Source organism: Acinetobacter portensis (assembly GCF_023158935.1).
Lineage (GTDB): Bacteria > Pseudomonadota > Gammaproteobacteria > Pseudomonadales > Moraxellaceae > Acinetobacter > Acinetobacter faecalis.
In genome coordinates, this window is record NZ_CP096120.1 from 2,428,346 (window position 1) to 2,444,554 (window position 16,209).

Genomic DNA, 16,209 nt, shown 5'->3' on the forward strand with positions numbered 1-16,209 from the left:
TTTTTAGTGTTTAGCCCCAATGGATCTCGTTAGTTTTATATTGCATGTAGATGACCATCTCTTAGAATTCATTACCAATTATGGGGTATGGATTTATGCCATTTTGTTTCTCATTATTTTTGTAGAAACAGGTTTGGTTATAATGCCATTTTTACCTGGTGATAGCTTATTATTTGCAGCAGGCGCACTTGCTGCATCTACAGGTGTAATGGATCCGTGGATTTTAATCCCTCTTCTTTTTGTTGCAGCTGTACTTGGCGATACCTTGAATTACCACATTGGGAAATATATTGGGCCACGTGTTTTTGAAATTGAATCTCGTTTCATCAATAAACAACATTTAATGAATACCCAAAAATTCTTTGAAAAACATGGTGGAAAAACCATTATTTTTGCACGCTTCGTACCTTTTGCCCGTACATTTGCGCCATTTGTAGCAGGCGCAAGTAGCATGAACTACAAGTACTTTTTAAGCTATAACGTTATTGGTGGTTTCCTTTGGATTTCATCTTTTGTTATTTTAGGTTTCTTATTTGGCAACATGCCTATCGTTAAAGATAATTTCACACATCTTATTTTTGGCATCATTATTCTGAGTGTATTGCCAGGTGTTATTGGCTTCATTAAACAGAAATTTTTTAAATCAAAAACTAACTAAAAAAATCTCGCTACAACTGGCAACATACACACAATAAGTAATAAAGCCGATCCTTTGTAAAATTGATCGGCTTTTAATTTATTCAGCTGACCAGATAAAATTGCACGCCCAAAAGACATCCAAAACATTGCTGTAGGAACTAATACCAAACAAAATACGGCATAAACCAAAAGACAATTTGTTGCACTATCCCATGTTTCCGTAGGAAAAATACCCGCAGCAAAAAGTAATGCTTTCGGATTTTTTAATGTTGCGAAAAATAATTGGCGTGGTCGAATAGAAGTGTGACGCTGATTATGTTGCTCTAAATAAGAAAGCTTCCATAAGCGGAAAGCGAGCCACAACACATATGCTGCACTAAAAAAATGCAAAATAGTAATAAGATGCGGCCATGTTGGTGAACACAAATGAATAAACAATGCCCACAAGCTTATTGCGTACAAATAGCCTAATAACTGGGTAGGAATAAAGAGGCTTGTTTTTGCTATACCTTGCTGATGTGCCGAACTAGCCAACAATGCATTGGTTGGTCCAGGAATCATCAATACCGCAATTACAGCTAAAGTAAAAAGCCAACTTTCTATCATCTATGTACATGTTCAACTATGTTTAAGCTGCACACATTAAACGAATGTTATGAAAAATAACAAGATATTGACTTTTTAAAAATAAAACTTACGAGGTCATTTTCACTCAACAATTTCCTTATATTATTGTTTTTATTTATTTTAATTGTGAAACATTTGCTAATATTTTCACTCTGTTATTTTGCATAAAGTCCTATAACAGAGTGAAATTTCAATTATGAAGTTGCTTTATTTCGTACAATAATTGGGCAAGATTTAAATTGAGCAGATTGAACAATTGCTTCTTGCTCGCCCAATAATTTCGAAATTTCTGTTTTTTTGGTATTTGAAGATTGCCCCATATTGACAGAAATACTTGGTCCAAAGCCCCAACCACCACGTCCCCAGCCACCACCAAGTCCAACTCCAACACCCATACCTGTACGTTTCGCTGGCTGTACACCATTATCTAAATGCTGCTGAATGCGATTATATTCCGCCTGAAGTTGCTGACAATTTAATGCCTGAAACTGCGTAGGTGAAACATAAGTAGGTTTCGTTGTTGTTGCACATGCACCTAAAAATAAAGTACTGCTAGCAACTAAAAAAAGTGGGAGCACTTTCATATTATTATCTCGAATGTTGTTCTAGCTCATTGAACAATAATTGATAAGCTTTAGTCAATTTATGTTCTGTTGCTAAATAAATGAGTGGTAAGTTTTTATGATGCGATTCTTTCATAATAATTGAAGGTGGCAACATACTTTCTAAAACAGGTAGACCTTCATCTTTTAGCTATTGCACAACTTCTTTAGGTAACTTCGCTTGATGTTGATATTGATTGACCACAATTCCCTCAATTGAAAGTCGATCATTATGATCATCTTGAGTTTCCAAAATATTTTCAATAAGCGTATATAAAGCTCGCTTAGAAAAAACATCACAATCGAAAGGAATAAGCACCCGATCTGCGGCAATAAGTGCAGACAAAGTAAAAAAATTAAATGCAGGCGGTGTATCAATAAAAATTCTATCGTAATGCCCTTCTAATTGTTGTAAGGCATCTCTAAGTTTATAAATTTTATGCTTCGATTCTAATGCATGTGCCAAAGCACCTAAATTGGGACTTGCTGGAATAACATCTAAATTTTTAAATGGTGATTGGTGAACAAACGCATCTAAACCTTTAGATCTATTTTTTAAAATATTTCCTAATGCATTTCCAATTAAACCTTTACTTTGATTTGTACCCAAAACTTCATCAAAATAATTTTCAATGTTCGGTTCCAAAGCAGGCTTATCTGTGGAATATGTTGCGTCATCGCCTAATAAATATTGGCTAGAGTTCGCTTGAGGGTCTAAATCTATAACAAGTGTTTTAAAACCTTCATTTGCACTGATTGCTGCCAAATTTACAGTAATACTTGATTTTCCAACTCCACCCTTTTGATTGAAAATAACCCTTGTTAGCATAGACTTCCCCCCAATTTATTTTTATGTCATGCATGTAGATTAAGCTACATGCATTTTCACCAACAAGAAAGTCTAATAATCATCCAAATACAGGTTTCACTAAAACAAGACCATAAATTGCAACGAAAGCAACCAATGCAATACCCCATCCAGCTTTACGTTGAACCAATAAAATCGACTCATCTTTTTTATAGGCTTTAATTAAAGAAGAAACCATCACCAAAAACAGTACAACTTTGGCATAAAACCAAGTTTCCACCTGAAAGTTTTTCATCACCAATAAAGCAATGCCTGTGAATACAACAATGGTTAAAGATGAGTGCTGAAGCGCAACAAAAAGCTTTCTTGAAGATTGATTTGACTGATTGTTTTCTACACCTTTAAATAGTGTCATTCCACGTAAAAGAATAACCACAAAAAGGAGTGCAATTCCTACAAGGTGTATTGAGGCAAGGAGTGTCGGATTCATCTCAATTCGTTCCTTTTAAGATGTTTTTGGTGCATGCGCACATTCAGGGCTTGAAGTATCTTGGTTTTTCCATTCATCGACAATAAATGCATGAATCGCAAGTGCATGAATATTACCTGCGCCTAAAAGCTCACCTACTGCTGCATAAACTTTTTGGTGGCGTTGAACCAAACGTAATCCTGCAAAACACTCGCTCACAATAACAACTTTAAAGTGAGATTCTTTGCCAGGGAAATATCCACCATGACCTGAAGATTCATTTACAATTTCTAAATAGCTTGGCTCTAAAGTTTGTAAACGCTCATTAAGTTGCTGTTCTAAGCTCATATTCAATCTTCCAATAGTTCAAACGTCTTCATCTTTGAGTATAGCCTGTTATTGCTTTTCAAGAAAAATATAATAACGACAATACAAACTTGCATGATTACCAACTAAATTTTGCATATTTTTTCTACGAATAATAAAAAATATCTCTAAAATGGTTTTTATTTATGCAAATGATTAAAGTTTTTAAATAAAAATGTTGACCCTATTTTTTCATACTGTATTATACACGGCATGCGGGAATAGCTCAGTTGGTAGAGCATAACCTTGCCAAGGTTGGGGTCGGGAGTTCGAGTCTCCTTTCCCGCTCAAAATTTTTTCATTTAGTTTTTTATTTAAAAAACTTTATAGACTCCGCGGGAATAGCTCAGTTGGTAGAGCATAACCTTGCCAAGGTTGGGGTCGGGAGTTCGAGTCTCCTTTCCCGCTCCAGATTCAAAAAGCCCTCATCGAAAGATGGGGGCTTTTTTATTGTTGATTATTAATAATATTTTTTCTAAAACCTCTCTGTTCTAGCTTTGGAAGAAGTTCTAAAATTTTTAGACAACGTGTTTTTTGAAGCTGGTGCGTGACCAAAAGTGTCCTAAACGTGCCTTCCCTTTATCATAGACAAATCAACACATTCACTATTTTGGTATTTTTTTAATCAATTTCATTATAAATAATCAGAACACCTCCCCCATACACTTGATTTCTATTTTTTCCATCAATTTTAGTATTTTTTATTTTATTAATTTTTATGGTGACCAAATTTGGTCACCATAAATACATAATTAAAACATTTACTTATGATAAAAAACTCAATTTTATTCTCTTTCAATCAATCATTTTGCTCTTCATTTTTCTTAAATTTTAATAAATCACCCACTTCAACATTAAGCAATACACACAATTTCTCTAACGTTTCAAAATCTATTCGAGTCGATTGACCATTATATAACTTATGTAATGTTGTCTTACTCATTCCAGTCGCCCGCACTACATCCGCTACTTTCATTCTTCGTTCTGCCAAAAGTACTGGCAAGTTACAAACTATCATTAATTACCACCATTGTGTAATAAAGTACTTGCATGGTGTCTTAAATGCATCTATTATTGCATTGTGACCTTAAATAACACCATTGTGATACTTTATAAAAGGATACAGACATGAATCTTACTTATATTACTACAAAAGAACTGGCGGAACGAATCCATTACAACGAGCGTACCATCCGTAATCAGTTGAAGGACAGTGTTCTAATCGAAGGCATTCATTACATCCGCCCTTTTGGTGGACGCAAAATTTTATATGTATGGGAGCGTATTGAAGAAGATATGACCAAAACCACTTTAGGCTCGCTACACAGCCTACAACTTCAGTAAGGAGAACATTATTATGGCTGCCATCCGTACCAGATACGGTAAGTTATGTGTCGATTTTCGATACTTAAACATCCGTTGTCGTGAAACAACAGCTCTGGAAGACAATGCTCAAAATCGCAAAAAGCTTGAAAAAGCGATTGAGCGAATGGAAGCAGAAATCTTATTGGGTATTTTTGACTATGCTAAATACTTTCCAAAAAGTTCTCGTTTGAAAGAAATCAAAAATGCAGAAAACAGAGTAAATGAGATCAGCTCTAAAACACCTCTATTTTCAAAATTCTGTGAAATCTGGTTCACTGATAAAGAAATAGAATGGCGTACGAGCTACAAGGGAAAAATTCAAATTGTGATCAAAAAGTACTTAATCCCTTTTTTTGGCACAATTCCGGTAATTAATATTAAAAAGTCAGACATTCTTGGATTCCGCTCATCCCTCGCCAAAGTGACTCACGGGAAAAACCAAGAATGTCTTTCACCATCAAGAATCAACCAGATTATGATAGCACTTCGCATGATACTCGATAGTGCTGCTGAACGATATGACTTTGATAGCCCTTATAAAAATATCAAGAACTTAAAGCAAGGAAAGATTGAAGTAACACCTTTTTCATTAAAGGAAGTACACGCAATCCTTGCCACAGTTCGTGATGATTTCAAGCCTTATTATACTGTTCGATTTTTCACAGGTATGCGCACCAGTGAGATCGATGGCTTGCAATGGAAAAATGTGGACTTACCACGTCGTGAAATCCATGTCAGAGAAGCGTTAGTAAATGGAGAGCTTGGTGGAACCAAAACTTATGGTTCTGACCGCACCATCCAAATGAGTGATCGGGTTTATCAGGCCTTTCTGCAACAGAAAAGCTTAAATAATGGTAAATCCAGTTTTGTTTTCTGCAATCGTGATGGTGGGCCTCTCGATTATCGCTTGGTAAACAAGCGTGTCTGGCATCCCCTGCTACGCTTTTTAGGGCTAAAGCCCCGTCGTGCTTATCAAACACGTCATACCGCAGCAACACTCTGGTTGTCGGCAGGCGAGAACCCGGAATGGATCGCACGCCAGCTGGGACATTCAACCACTGAAATGCTGTTTCGAGTCTATAGCCGCTACATTCCGAATGTTACACGTCGCGATGGTAGTGCTTTTGAAGCCATGCTGGAGAGACTAAATACAGAGGAGCTTGCCCATGAACAGTAAAGCTTTCTTTGGTGGCGTAGTCGTTAGCCCAGAAGCAGATATGGTCGCGCGTGAACTCATTCAAGAGTTACACATTCCCAAACTGCACAATCTGGCCTTTTTGCTGGAAATCAATAAATGCTTCGATGATCACCAAGCATTAAGACTCTGGCTACAGCGAATGCTGGATGAAGGGCAAGCTCATTACGATGACTTGGCTCAACAGGCCCGTTTCCGGTTAATGAGCCTAGCTCACTAATAAAACAAACATAAAAGGTCATCAAATCGATGACCTTAGCCCCTCTATACCTATAAAAAGGTGAACACATGCATAAAGATATTTCAATTTGGATGCCACTCTATATTGGCGACCTACAGGCAAAATTTGCACGAATGACGGCAGAACAAATTGGTGCGGCACTGCTGTTAATGATGGATTTCTGGAAAAATGGTGCCATTCCTCATGACCTAGCTACTGTATGTAGCATCACGAAATTATCGCAACATACCAAGGCTAAAACTTTGTTGAATACACTGTTGGCCTTGGAATTGTTTGAAATCGAATCTGAGGAGATTCATTCAAATTTTTTAACCAGTTTAAAAAGCCAGGCATTGCAAAATCAGCAAATGAAATCTGATAAAGCTAAAAATGCAGCCCAAGCACGTTGGGGGAAATCCGCAAGTAATGCTCAAGCATCAGCCAAGCAACGCAAAGTAAATGCTCAAGCAACTCCTGAGAAGAGCCCGAGTATTACTCAAGTCATGCTTGAACCATGCCCTTCATCTTCATCTTCATCTTCATCTTCATCTTCATCTTCAAATTTTGAAGAAAAAAATGAGGATTTTTTAGAAAATTCCAAATGGATTTAGGAGAATAATCATGAATACCATGCTTAAAACGCTCCAGTTTCGCGCAGAAACAATAGAAACACTCTGCCCTACCCATCATATACCCCTGATGGAAATCGCCGGTCACAGGCTCTGTAAATTGTGTGCCAAAGAAACCGTCCATCACTCACATGCAGCCTATGCAGATGAGCTGCAACAGCGATTGCTACAACAGAAAATTAAAAATTCAGGGCTCAATAAACGTTACCTGGATCGTGGCTTCAAGAATTATGTAGTTGCATGCCCTGCACAAGACAATACCATCAATCTATGTCAGGCCTTTGCACAGCAGATTATTTCTGACCACAACCCGAACATGTTGATGATTGGTACACCAGGTACAGGTAAAACCCATCTGAGTGCATCAATTATTCGCAACATTCTGCATAACAGTACAAAATCTGCACGCTACTATACCAGTGCAGAAATTGCTCAAAAAATGATGGACACTTGGTCAGATGCTTCACGCTCTGAAAAGGAAGTCATCGACCATTTCTCCAGCTTTGATTTATTAGTGATTGATGAATATGGCCTGCATGACCGGCATGAAAAACGCCTGGAGATGGTGCATAAGGTCTTATATAGTCGTTATGACAATATGAAATCTACCCTGCTGATTTCCAATTTCACAGTCCAAAATATGCAGCGGGATTTAGGTGTCCGATTATGGTCAAGGTTGCATGAAAATAGCCTGATCATTGTTCCATGCTACTGGGCAGATCAAAGGATTACTTAATACTGCTTGCAAAAAAGAGCCTTGTTAGACGGCTCTTTTTAACTTATCTCTTTTTTAAATTAAGTGGCTTTGTTGCACAAACCTATCTGTAAAGGGTTTTTCAGCGATATAATTTTCAAATGAAGAAGCCTACACACAAAATCTACCGCACAACCAATTGGCCCGCATATAACCGAGCACTCATGAGTCGCGGAAATATTGCCATTTGGTTTGATCCTGCTACGCAATGGTATGCGCCCCTTCTAAGCTAGGTTTGTGCAACAAAGCCTTACCTCAATTAAAATCCCACATAAAACTTCTCAATCAATTGCCTTGTCTTCACCATTAAACTGGTCAAAACATTATCCCGCTCAAACAGCTTAACCTTATAGTTTGGTAAGTCCTTCAACTCTTCTTTACGTGGTAGGCGTTTGGTGAACTCATAATGCTCCAGAACCTGCTTCATGGCTTCTGGTTTCAGGTTTTCTTCTTTACAAAGATGCTGATAGGCCTGTTCTTTTTCAGCATCCCAGAATTCAGAAAAAGCTGTTTGGACGCTTTGGCCGTTGATCATCTTCGGCATGTTTTCTTCAATGAATTTTTGAATGAGGTCTTGCTTATCGTGCAAGCTAATATCGCTACTGATTAAATCGTAAATTTGCGCTTGGTACTTCTTACGCTTGTCCTCTGAGTCTGTATCAACAACAAGCTGTAGCAGGTTGATGATATAACCAACATTAATGCGATCACTATGCAGTAAATCCAGTTGAAAATCGACATCATCCAGTACCGATACTTTGTCTCTCTTGGTGGTCTTTCTAACGGCACGACATAGGTCAGCATACTTAGAGGCGAAGTTTGCAAAGTGCTGCTTATCAAGTTGTGTTTGGTCTTGATCGTATTCAATAAAAGTTTGTAATTGCGCGTTATAGCGCATCACTTCACGGAAAGCTTTAATAAATTCCAGTTGCTGTTCTTCAGTGACAAGATCATCGACTGATTGGTAATTAGGCGTTAAGGCAAACAATTTGCTCACCGCAGCTTGATAATCCTGTTCGATTTCCGCATAGCTGGGAACAAGTACAATCTTGGTCGTTTCTTTATTAGAAAATAGCGCCAGCGCTTCATCTGTTGCACGTTTTAGGTTACGGAAACAGATGATATTGCCAAATGGTTTTTTATCGTTATAGACACGGTTGGTGCGTGAGAATGCTTGAATCAAGCCATGATATTTTAGGTTTTTATCGACATACAAGGTATTTAACGGCTTAGAGTCAAAGCCCGTGAGGAACATATTGACCACGATTAGAATATCAATCTGTCTGTTTTTTACGCGCTGTGCAATGTCGCGGTAGTACGCATAAAATTGATCACCTGAATTGTAGTTGGTTTTAAACTGCCGGTTGTAATTGGCAATGTAGCGATCCAGCTTATCCCGACTGGATGAATTGACCTGACTTGGAATATCTGCGGCTTCTTCATGAATTAAGCCATTTAAGTCATCAGTCGGTACAGCCTCATTTGCAGCGTAGGAAAAGATGGTGGCAATGGTCAAAGGCTTAAATATCCGACCTTGTGCTTCATCTTCAATTTGCTTTTCGGCCTGCACCTTTTCAAAGAGGTCGTAATATTGGGTCAGTGTTTCGACCGAACTGACACAGAACATTGCGGTAAATTCGCGATTACGAGTTTTGGTATCGTGAATATTGACAATGTAGCGGGCAATCATTTCAAGGCGTTGCGGATTGTCATACAGTTCTTTGGTATCGATGCCTTCTACATCTTCCTCATAACTTTCATTCGTCGCCATGCCTTTGGCGGTGTATTTGCCACGATAATCAATCTGGAACTGCAAGACGTTACGATCACGGATGGCATCGACAATCACGTATTTATGCAAACACGCATTAAACAGGTAGTCTGTGGTGAGTTTTAAACCTGCTTTGCTTTGGCTGTTCTTTTCAAAAATAGGCGTACCGGTAAAACCAAACATTTGTGCATTGCTGAAGAATTTTTTGATGTTCTGATGGGTCTCACCAAATTGACTGCGATGACATTCATCAAAAATAAAGACTACTTTTTTATTTTTAAGATAATCAATCGATTCTAAATAACGGTCGGTGCTGATGGCCCGATTGAGTTTTTGAATGGTGGTCACAATCAGTTTGTCATGACGTTGATCGAGCTGTTTTACCAAGGTCGATGTGTTATCTGTGCTGTCGACGCTGTCGGCTTTAAAAGCATTAAACTCACGTGAGGTTTGTGTGTCGAGGTCGTTACGATCCACCACAAACAAGACCTTTTCTACATCGGGCATTTGCATGATGATCTGACTGGCTTTAAAAGAAGTCAGGGTCTTGCCTGAACCTGTAGTGTGCCAGATATAGCCGTTCTGATCGGAGTTTTGCACATGCTCCACAATTTTCTGTACCGCATAAATCTGATAGGGACGCAGCACCATCAGGCTTTTGGTGGTTTCTAGCAGCACCATGTACTGGGTCAACATTTGGGTCAGATGCTGCTGATTGAGAAAAGCTTCGGCAAAGTCGACAATTTCATTGATGTGTTTGTTATTGACATCCGCCCATGGAAAGGCAAATTCAATCCCAGTCGTACCGTTGGAGTAATAACGAGTATTGGCACCATTACTAATCACAAAAAGCTGAATAAAACCAAATAATCCTTGCCCTGCCCAATAGGCTTCACGAATATAGCGTTGCGTTTGATTAAAAGCTTCGGCGATTTCCATGCCGCGTTTTTTCAGCTCGATCTGTACCAAAGGTAAACCATTGACCAGTAAGGTCACATCGAAACGGCTGGTACGGCCGTTATAGTCGCGGTGGTCGATGGTGATTTGATTGGTGACCTGATAAATATTTTTGCTTGGATCATCTGATAAAAAGAAAATGTGCTTGCTTGTACCATCATCAAATTTGACCGGAAACAGATCGCGCAGATTTTTGGCGCGCTCAAATACTGTGCCCGTGTTTAAAAAACTGATGACCTGTTTCCATTCCGTTTCTGATAATGGTGCAAGTCCATTGGCACGTTCAATTTGTGTTTTGAGATTAGACAGTAGTTGGCGTTCATCCTTGATGGTCACCGCAGCATATCCCAATTGCTTGAGCTGGCTAATCAGTTCATTTTCAAGTTGATATTCGCTTTGTACTGTCATTTCATCCTCTACTCTCTAAATTCTTATTCGCTTTATATTCAATATACTGATTTATCTTAAAGTTTTTTCAAGCACATCTAACAAACTTGCTTTCTCCAAAATCAAATCTCGAATCGCTTCAAAATTATTTTCAGGTGCTCGCCAATAGATACATAACCAGCGTTCAGCACCACCTTTATATTTTTCAATTTTCCAGTTGAGGTAGCGTGAATCATCGTTGCATTTCAAAATAGAAAATGCTTGCTCCTCTAATGCTTCTGGTAAATTCAAAATATAAGTATTCACCCCAAAGATTGTCTCGCCTTGATTTTCATAAATGTATAAAGTGTTATTTGTCAGGTTATTCCACGCATCGTTATAAAAACGAATCCCTCCCCATGATTCATATTTGTTTCTAGAGATATAACCATCAATGGATTGATTAAGAAGCTGACTGATACTATCGACAACTTCTTGAATAGTATTAGTTTTCAACTTTTGTAACTCTTGTATTTCTTGATAATGATCAAAAATAAATTGGATACGGTTCATATCTAGTTTCTGGGTACGATAATAACTTTCAAGATGCAGCAAAAACTCACGTGCAAACAAATTCCATTTATTCATGGGATTCGTCATCATTTGTTCTGCAAGGTAAGGTCTGACAGCATTCACCAATTCTTGGTAGGAAATACCGAGCCAATTTTGGGCTTCACTTTTACCAGAGATGCTGAGTATCAAGCCAAGGATAGCTTTGCCTTTTGAGCGTGTTTGAGCATATTTCACATAGTCATCAAATGGATTGTTTTGATGATGATAAATTTTAGCTTCCAGTAAAATGAGATGCGTATCGGTATCAATCATTAGGTCGATACGATTGCTGTTATGTGTAACGCATTCTCGCTCCAAGTTTTCCACTTGACCTAAACTAGAATTCTCTAGGGCGCTCATTCCTACAACAACATCACTAAAGCCTTTCCAGAACACCTCTCCCAACTCATGGGATTCTTGAGGGTTTAAGAAAAATTCAAGCAATTCAGTGGTGGGATTTTCGTAATGGCTACGAATCGCAGTATCGAAAAAAGTTTTTTCTCGCGGAATCGCTTTAAACTTTTTTGCAGAATCTAAAAGTTGTGTGAAATGTTCAAAAGGTGAAGTTGCTAAATTCATTATGCCCCCTATACAAACATCTGATGTAACAAGCTTTTCCCATGTTAGGAACTATAATCAGTAATTCCATTATTTATAATCCACAGACTTAACAACACAAAGCACTTTAGTCGTGTGATGGGCAGTATGTGATCTAAATAATTCACTACATTTAATTTGCACCGACTTCCCTTCTTTCTTAAATAGTGAAGAATAACGTGGGTCATTATCCACCAATTGAATAAGTTTAGTTTTGACTAAACCTTCTTCACCATCGACATTGACTTGCCGGTCTAAAGCTAATGCAATTTGATTACCGCCAAAAGCTTCTTGATTAGGATGTAAGCTTTTAATTCTCAGTAATTTTCCTGTTAATGTTGCTGGTTGATCATAATAAAATGTTTGTGCTTGGCTTAATATAGGCATTAAGGCAAGCACAGCAATTAAAAGTTTTTTCATATTCCCCTATCTCTTTTCAATTTTTAACTATTTGAATTACTGATATTCTTTCTTTATTGCATTAAAGTGGAACAATTTTGAGTAATTGACTTTACGGATTTGCTCATAATCCTCAGTTGGTTTTTCTCCCTGATAAGTCACTTTTAGGGGAAAATATGCAGCGCCATTATTGATCACGTCCAAACGACTGTCATAGCTATAATATAGGGGCGAATCTTCTTCATAACTGCCCCCGTTATCAGCTCCAGCATCCGCTACACCATAACTATTGATATAGTCATTTTCAGGGAGGTGCAACGCTTCCCACCACAGTTCTGTCGTTCCTGTGCTGGTGTACCCGTTTTGGAAGATACTGCCGACCAGGTTCTTGCCCAAAGGCTTTAAGTTTTTAGCAATTTCTTCCAGATCAAGCCCCACACGTCCCCAGCTACCAGAAAATTCGGCATCTTTGGCACTTCGGCTGACCAGTTGATACTGACCATTGTTCAGTTTTTTAAAACTAAACAAGTCCGCTGTTCCTGTACAGGCATGGCACGACACCACATTACCTTCACTACCGACCTGTATCTTTTCAATCATGACCAGATAACGGGATTCCTTGGCATTATTTTTATATTCAATCACTGGGTGCATGAGCGCGACAGTTGTATTTTCATCTTCATCCGCCTGTCCCAAGGTAACATGCGGCATTTTGCTCAACTCTTCGTCATCGACATAGCCACGGCTCATCTGACCGCTATAAAACTGGCGCATGATGTTCTTAAAGCTCAGGTTATCCAGTTGTACTTGTGCCATTTGCAGCGTTGAAAATTGTGGATTAGCTGTAGCCATTGGTGCAGCAAACAAAGCGCTGCTGCTTAAAGCCAGACTGAGTAATAATTTTTTCATTTCTACCCCCTATAAAATATAAAAAACCAAATCTCTCCCGAAATCTGGTCATAAAAAATCTACACAAACATCTGCTGCAACAAGCCTTTTTTCCAAGTTTTCGCTTGCTCAATTTGCTGTGCCACGACTTCAATTTTTTGGTCGATAGCAGACAAGAAATTAGAGATTTTGGTTTGTTCTGCTAGGCAAGGGTATTCAATTTCAGCCTCAGATATAACACCCCAATCAGCCCGTGGCATTTTTGAACCTGATTGAATATTTGTTAACTCCGAGAATTGTTCACTTTGGATATACTGAAATAAATAATCATTTGAAACTTTGATTCCAGTCAAAACCCAGATTTCACTTGAGCACACACCTTTAAATTTAGGTTTAGCAAATTTTCTTAAATATGGTCGTAGCTTCCCAAACAAAACACTGTTCTTTTCAAACAAATTTTTTGTACTTTGCTGTTCACAACTTTCAATAGTACCTAATATTTTCCCAGTATTTTGAGATAAATGCTCTAATTCAATACAGGGTAAATTTCCCTCGTTCTGAGGATTAAAATTTTTAGATTTATTTGTGAAAACATCACGAATTATATTTATATCCCACTCCCCAAATTCACTACCATCATCCGTTTTAAAACGAATCTGCTGACTAAACAGCTTTTGCATCATGCCCTGTTTATATTGGCTCAGCAGCGCATGTTTTTGCGTGAGTTGGCTAATCTTTTCATCCACGGCAGAAAGAAAAGAGGCGATTTTGGTTTGTTCTTCTTTGGATGGAAGGCTAATAGGTAAAGATATTAGATCTTCTCTAACAAATCCTTTAATAGACGTCCCTTGATTTAAATCTAACAATCTTGGGGTGACATTTTTCATTAAATATGCAATAAAAAGAGCATAATCTTTTTTAGGTGTGAGAGCTGTAAAATCTTGACTTGTACATAATTCTTGGTTTGTAAGAGCAACTTTTCCAACACCAACACGAGATACTAATAAAATACTATTCTTAGGTATCTTTTTTGTAGCACTATTTTTTATAGCATCTTCTGAAATAAAGCGATTTATACGTATATCGAAGATACTCTCTTCATTTAAATCAGAACTAGATATCCAAGGAATGTTCCCATTCCAATAATCATGAATATCTTTTGAAGGAGTTCCTCCACTGCTAAACTCACCTAACTCCTTAACTTTAGTATTGATCCAATCCCCATCAAACTCTTTAAAACGTAACTTTGGCGTAGCCATTACTTCACCTCCGCAAACGGTGAAACAATGCCTAGCTCATTACAAAAATCTGCAATCACAGCATCAGTTTTTTGGCTGTCTTGTTCCAAAGCTTGAAGCTGCTTTGCAATCGCATCTAAATCAATCTCGGCTTCCGCTTCAAAGGTATCCACATAACGTGGAATATTCAGGTTGTAATCGTTATCTTTCACTTCTTGCAAAGTCGCGACATGCGCATACTTTTCAATATTTTCACGCTTTTCAAATGCCGCAACAATCTTATCCAAATGCTCAGGCAATAACTTGTTTTGGTTCTTCTGCTTTTCAAAATCATTGCTGGCATCAATAAACAGAATATTGCCGCTCTGCTCACGGTTTTTCTTCAATACCAAAATACAGGTCGGAATAGACGTGCCATAGAAAATATTGGCGGGTAGACCAATAATGACATCCACCACGTTCATCTGTTCAATCAAATACTGACGAATCACGCCCTCACTCGAACCACGGAACAATACGCCATGCGGTAACACCACCGCCATCGTGCCATTGTCATCGAGTTGATACAGCATGTGCTGTACAAAAGCCATATCGGCTTTAGAACTTGGCGCCAGTTTGCCATACGCAGCAAAGCGTTCATCTTGTAAAAATAACGGATCGGCTGACCAGTTGGCAGAGAATGGCGGATTCGCCACCACCGCATCAAACTTTTTATCTAAATGCTGCGGACGGGTTAAAGTATTTTCCTGCTTGATGTCGAACTTGGCAAAATGCACATCATGCAGAATCATGTTCATGCGTGCCAAGTTGTAGGTGGTACGGTTCATCTCCTGACCGTAAATCATATCGACATCTTTCACTTCACGTTTTACCCGTAGCAATAACGAACCCGAACCACACGTCGGATCATACACAGAACGCAAACGGTCTTTGCCCTGCGTGACGATTTTCGCCAATAAAGTCGATACGGATTGTGGGGTATAGAATTCCCCTGCTTTTTTACCTGCACCTGATGCAAACTCACCAATCAGGTATTCATAAGCATCACCTAATACATCTGATTCGGTATTGCTAATATCAAAATCAATGTCATCTAAATGACTCAGGACTTTCGCCACCAGTGCATTACGGTCACTGGCATTATTGCCAAGCTTGGTCGAGTTTAGATCCAAATCTTCAAACAGGTTGGCAAAGTCATCGGCAGAGTCGGTGCCTAAAGTGCTTTGTTCAATTGATTTTAAGGTCGCAGTTAAATCATCCAAAATGAATTCGCCCTGACGGCCACGCTCAGCCAGCGTATGGAACAGCTGCTTGGGTGTCAGTGCATAACCCACTTCGGCAATGGCATTCTTTTTAATTTCTTCGATATAAGGCACATGCTCAGGATTGTTTTCATCCAGCTCAAGAAAGCTGACCTCTTCGCCATCCAGTAATTCATTGGCAAAGTTCACCGATTTTTCTGATAAATATTTAAAGAAAATAAAGCCCAGTATGTAATCACGGAATTCATCGGCGCCCATGGTGCCACGCAAAGTATTGGCAATATTCCAAAGTTGTTTTTGTAATTGTTGCAGTTGTACGTGGGTCATTGTTATAGGAGTCCAAATAAGTAAATCATTAATAAAATGATTTTACCTAAAATTCTAAATTATGCAGCAGTAAAAAGGTGGACAAGGACATGAATTGTCGTGGTCAAGCGATGTAATC

17 protein-coding genes, 2 tRNA genes and 2 pseudogenes are annotated in these 16,209 nt (G+C 38.5%); 9 read left to right on the forward strand and 12 right to left on the reverse strand.

The features are described from left to right. Nucleotides 1-19: 19 nt before the first annotated feature. On the forward strand, nt 20-658 hold the full coding sequence (locus MZO21_RS12085; RefSeq protein ID WP_248102603.1) for a DedA family protein: 639 nt from the start codon (nt 20-22) through the stop codon (nt 656-658). Here MZO21_RS12085 and MZO21_RS12090 read toward each other — a convergent pair. The 5 genes and pseudogenes from MZO21_RS12090 to MZO21_RS12110 all read right to left on the reverse strand — a co-directional run bounded on the left by MZO21_RS12090 (nt 655) and on the right by MZO21_RS12110 (nt 3,493). Continuing rightward, on the reverse strand, nt 655-1,245 hold the full coding sequence (locus MZO21_RS12090; protein ID WP_154773187.1) for a LysE family translocator: 591 nt from the start codon (nt 1,243-1,245) through the stop codon (nt 655-657). The genes MZO21_RS12085 and MZO21_RS12090 overlap by 4 nt on opposite strands. Before the next feature lie 215 nt (nt 1,246-1,460). Continuing rightward, nucleotides 1,461-1,850 carry a hypothetical protein gene (locus tag MZO21_RS12095; RefSeq protein WP_248102600.1) on the reverse strand — a complete coding sequence of 130 codons (390 nt, stop codon included), beginning with the start codon at nt 1,848-1,850 and terminating at the stop codon, nt 1,461-1,463. A 4-nt stretch (nt 1,851-1,854) separates the two neighbouring features. Then, nucleotides 1,855-2,697 (reverse strand): annotated as a pseudogene (locus MZO21_RS12100) (ParA family protein). 79 nt (nt 2,698-2,776) lie between these two features. Next, nucleotides 2,777-3,166, reverse strand: coding sequence for a SirB2 family protein (locus MZO21_RS12105; RefSeq protein WP_248102597.1), 390 nt, complete (start codon nt 3,164-3,166; stop codon nt 2,777-2,779). Nucleotides 3,167-3,181: 15 nt separating this feature from the next. Next, nucleotides 3,182-3,493: a BolA family protein gene (locus MZO21_RS12110; RefSeq protein ID WP_248102595.1), complete on the reverse strand. Its 312-nt coding sequence runs from the start codon at nt 3,491-3,493 to the stop codon at nt 3,182-3,184. A 233-nt stretch (nt 3,494-3,726) separates the two neighbouring features. Between MZO21_RS12110 and MZO21_RS12115 the strand changes: the two genes are divergently transcribed. Further along, nucleotides 3,727-3,799 (forward strand) — tRNA-Gly (locus MZO21_RS12115). A 47-nt stretch (nt 3,800-3,846) separates the two neighbouring features. Further along, nucleotides 3,847-3,922, forward strand: a tRNA-Gly gene (locus MZO21_RS12120). 388 nt (nt 3,923-4,310) lie between these two features. On the opposite strand, the gene MZO21_RS12125 is transcribed toward MZO21_RS12120, so the two are convergent. After that, nucleotides 4,311-4,529 carry a helix-turn-helix domain-containing protein gene (locus MZO21_RS12125; RefSeq protein ID WP_010588955.1) on the reverse strand — a complete coding sequence of 73 codons (219 nt, stop codon included), beginning with the start codon at nt 4,527-4,529 and terminating at the stop codon, nt 4,311-4,313. A gap of 110 nt (nt 4,530-4,639) precedes the next feature. Between MZO21_RS12125 and MZO21_RS12130 the strand changes: the two genes are divergently transcribed. The 6 genes and pseudogenes from MZO21_RS12130 to MZO21_RS12155 all read left to right on the forward strand — a co-directional run. After that, a complete protein-coding gene (locus MZO21_RS12130) occupies nt 4,640-4,855 on the forward strand; it encodes a hypothetical protein (RefSeq protein ID WP_001054887.1) in 216 nt (71 codons plus the stop codon). A 13-nt stretch (nt 4,856-4,868) separates the two neighbouring features. After that, the gene (locus MZO21_RS12135; RefSeq protein WP_034682258.1) at nt 4,869-6,053 is read left to right on the forward strand and encodes an Arm DNA-binding domain-containing protein; all 1,185 of its coding nucleotides are present in this window, start codon (nt 4,869-4,871) and stop codon (nt 6,051-6,053) included. Further along, complete coding sequence (locus MZO21_RS12140; RefSeq protein ID WP_005108379.1) at nt 6,043-6,291, forward strand: hypothetical protein; 249 nt, start codon at nt 6,043-6,045, stop codon at nt 6,289-6,291. The genes MZO21_RS12135 and MZO21_RS12140 overlap by 11 nt, the downstream gene beginning before the upstream one ends. Before the next feature lie 68 nt (nt 6,292-6,359). Then, entirely contained in the window at nt 6,360-6,902 is a 543-nt protein-coding gene (locus MZO21_RS12145; protein WP_248102592.1) for a DUF1376 domain-containing protein, read from the forward strand. Between the two features lie 10 nt (nt 6,903-6,912). Next, a complete protein-coding gene (locus MZO21_RS12150; RefSeq protein WP_248102589.1) occupies nt 6,913-7,656 on the forward strand; it encodes an ATP-binding protein in 744 nt (247 codons plus the stop codon). 119 nt (nt 7,657-7,775) lie between these two features. Beyond that, a pseudogene (locus MZO21_RS12155) lies at nt 7,776-7,892 on the forward strand (IS5/IS1182 family transposase); the annotation flags it as partial. A gap of 41 nt (nt 7,893-7,933) precedes the next feature. Here MZO21_RS12155 and MZO21_RS12160 read toward each other — a convergent pair. The 6 genes from MZO21_RS12160 to MZO21_RS12185 all read right to left on the reverse strand — a co-directional run bounded on the left by MZO21_RS12160 (nt 7,934) and on the right by MZO21_RS12185 (nt 16,091). Next, the gene (locus tag MZO21_RS12160; protein WP_248102586.1) at nt 7,934-10,810 is read right to left on the reverse strand and encodes a type I restriction endonuclease subunit R; all 2,877 of its coding nucleotides are present in this window, start codon (nt 10,808-10,810) and stop codon (nt 7,934-7,936) included. A gap of 51 nt (nt 10,811-10,861) precedes the next feature. Continuing rightward, on the reverse strand, nt 10,862-11,959 hold the full coding sequence (locus MZO21_RS12165) for a PD-(D/E)XK nuclease family protein (protein ID WP_248102583.1): 1,098 nt from the start codon (nt 11,957-11,959) through the stop codon (nt 10,862-10,864). Between the two features lie 69 nt (nt 11,960-12,028). Further along, nucleotides 12,029-12,397, reverse strand: a complete 369-nt coding sequence (locus MZO21_RS12170; protein ID WP_248102580.1) for a DUF4431 domain-containing protein — start codon at nt 12,395-12,397, stop codon at nt 12,029-12,031. A 36-nt stretch (nt 12,398-12,433) separates the two neighbouring features. Then, a complete protein-coding gene (locus tag MZO21_RS12175; protein ID WP_248102577.1) occupies nt 12,434-13,285 on the reverse strand; it encodes a hypothetical protein in 852 nt (283 codons plus the stop codon). Nucleotides 13,286-13,344: 59 nt separating this feature from the next. Further along, entirely contained in the window at nt 13,345-14,523 is a 1,179-nt protein-coding gene (locus tag MZO21_RS12180) for a restriction endonuclease subunit S (protein WP_248102574.1), read from the reverse strand. Next, a complete protein-coding gene (locus MZO21_RS12185; RefSeq protein ID WP_248102571.1) occupies nt 14,523-16,091 on the reverse strand; it encodes a type I restriction-modification system subunit M in 1,569 nt (522 codons plus the stop codon). The genes MZO21_RS12180 and MZO21_RS12185 overlap by 1 nt, the downstream gene beginning before the upstream one ends. Nucleotides 16,092-16,209: the final 118 nt, after the last annotated feature.

Excerpts from the sequence above, each read along its gene's own strand:
- MZO21_RS12130 (WP_001054887.1), top strand. The coding sequence starts at position 4,640 with ATGAATCTTACTTATATTACTACAAAAGAACTGGCGGAACGAATCCAT.
- MZO21_RS12085 (WP_248102603.1), top strand. The coding sequence starts at position 20 with ATGGATCTCGTTAGTTTTATATTGCATGTAGATGACCATCTCTTAGAA.
- MZO21_RS12170 (WP_248102580.1), bottom strand. The coding sequence starts at position 12,397 with ATGAAAAAACTTTTAATTGCTGTGCTTGCCTTAATGCCTATATTAAGC.
- MZO21_RS12125 (WP_010588955.1), bottom strand. The coding sequence starts at position 4,529 with ATGATAGTTTGTAACTTGCCAGTACTTTTGGCAGAACGAAGAATGAAA.
- MZO21_RS12175 (WP_248102577.1), bottom strand. The coding sequence starts at position 13,285 with ATGAAAAAATTATTACTCAGTCTGGCTTTAAGCAGCAGCGCTTTGTTT.
- MZO21_RS12110 (WP_248102595.1), bottom strand. The coding sequence starts at position 3,493 with ATGAGCTTAGAACAGCAACTTAATGAGCGTTTACAAACTTTAGAGCCA.
- MZO21_RS12095 (WP_248102600.1), bottom strand. The coding sequence starts at position 1,850 with ATGAAAGTGCTCCCACTTTTTTTAGTTGCTAGCAGTACTTTATTTTTA.
- MZO21_RS12180 (WP_248102574.1), bottom strand. The coding sequence starts at position 14,523 with ATGGCTACGCCAAAGTTACGTTTTAAAGAGTTTGATGGGGATTGGATC.
- MZO21_RS12105 (WP_248102597.1), bottom strand. The coding sequence starts at position 3,166 with ATGAATCCGACACTCCTTGCCTCAATACACCTTGTAGGAATTGCACTC.
- MZO21_RS12090 (WP_154773187.1), bottom strand. The coding sequence starts at position 1,245 with ATGATAGAAAGTTGGCTTTTTACTTTAGCTGTAATTGCGGTATTGATG.
- MZO21_RS12185 (WP_248102571.1), bottom strand. The coding sequence starts at position 16,091 with ATGACCCACGTACAACTGCAACAATTACAAAAACAACTTTGGAATATT.
- MZO21_RS12165 (WP_248102583.1), bottom strand. The coding sequence starts at position 11,959 with ATGAATTTAGCAACTTCACCTTTTGAACATTTCACACAACTTTTAGAT.
- MZO21_RS12135 (WP_034682258.1), top strand. The coding sequence starts at position 4,869 with ATGGCTGCCATCCGTACCAGATACGGTAAGTTATGTGTCGATTTTCGA.
- MZO21_RS12140 (WP_005108379.1), top strand. The coding sequence starts at position 6,043 with ATGAACAGTAAAGCTTTCTTTGGTGGCGTAGTCGTTAGCCCAGAAGCA.
- MZO21_RS12145 (WP_248102592.1), top strand. The coding sequence starts at position 6,360 with ATGCATAAAGATATTTCAATTTGGATGCCACTCTATATTGGCGACCTA.
- MZO21_RS12160 (WP_248102586.1), bottom strand. The coding sequence starts at position 10,810 with ATGACAGTACAAAGCGAATATCAACTTGAAAATGAACTGATTAGCCAG.
- MZO21_RS12150 (WP_248102589.1), top strand. The coding sequence starts at position 6,913 with ATGAATACCATGCTTAAAACGCTCCAGTTTCGCGCAGAAACAATAGAA.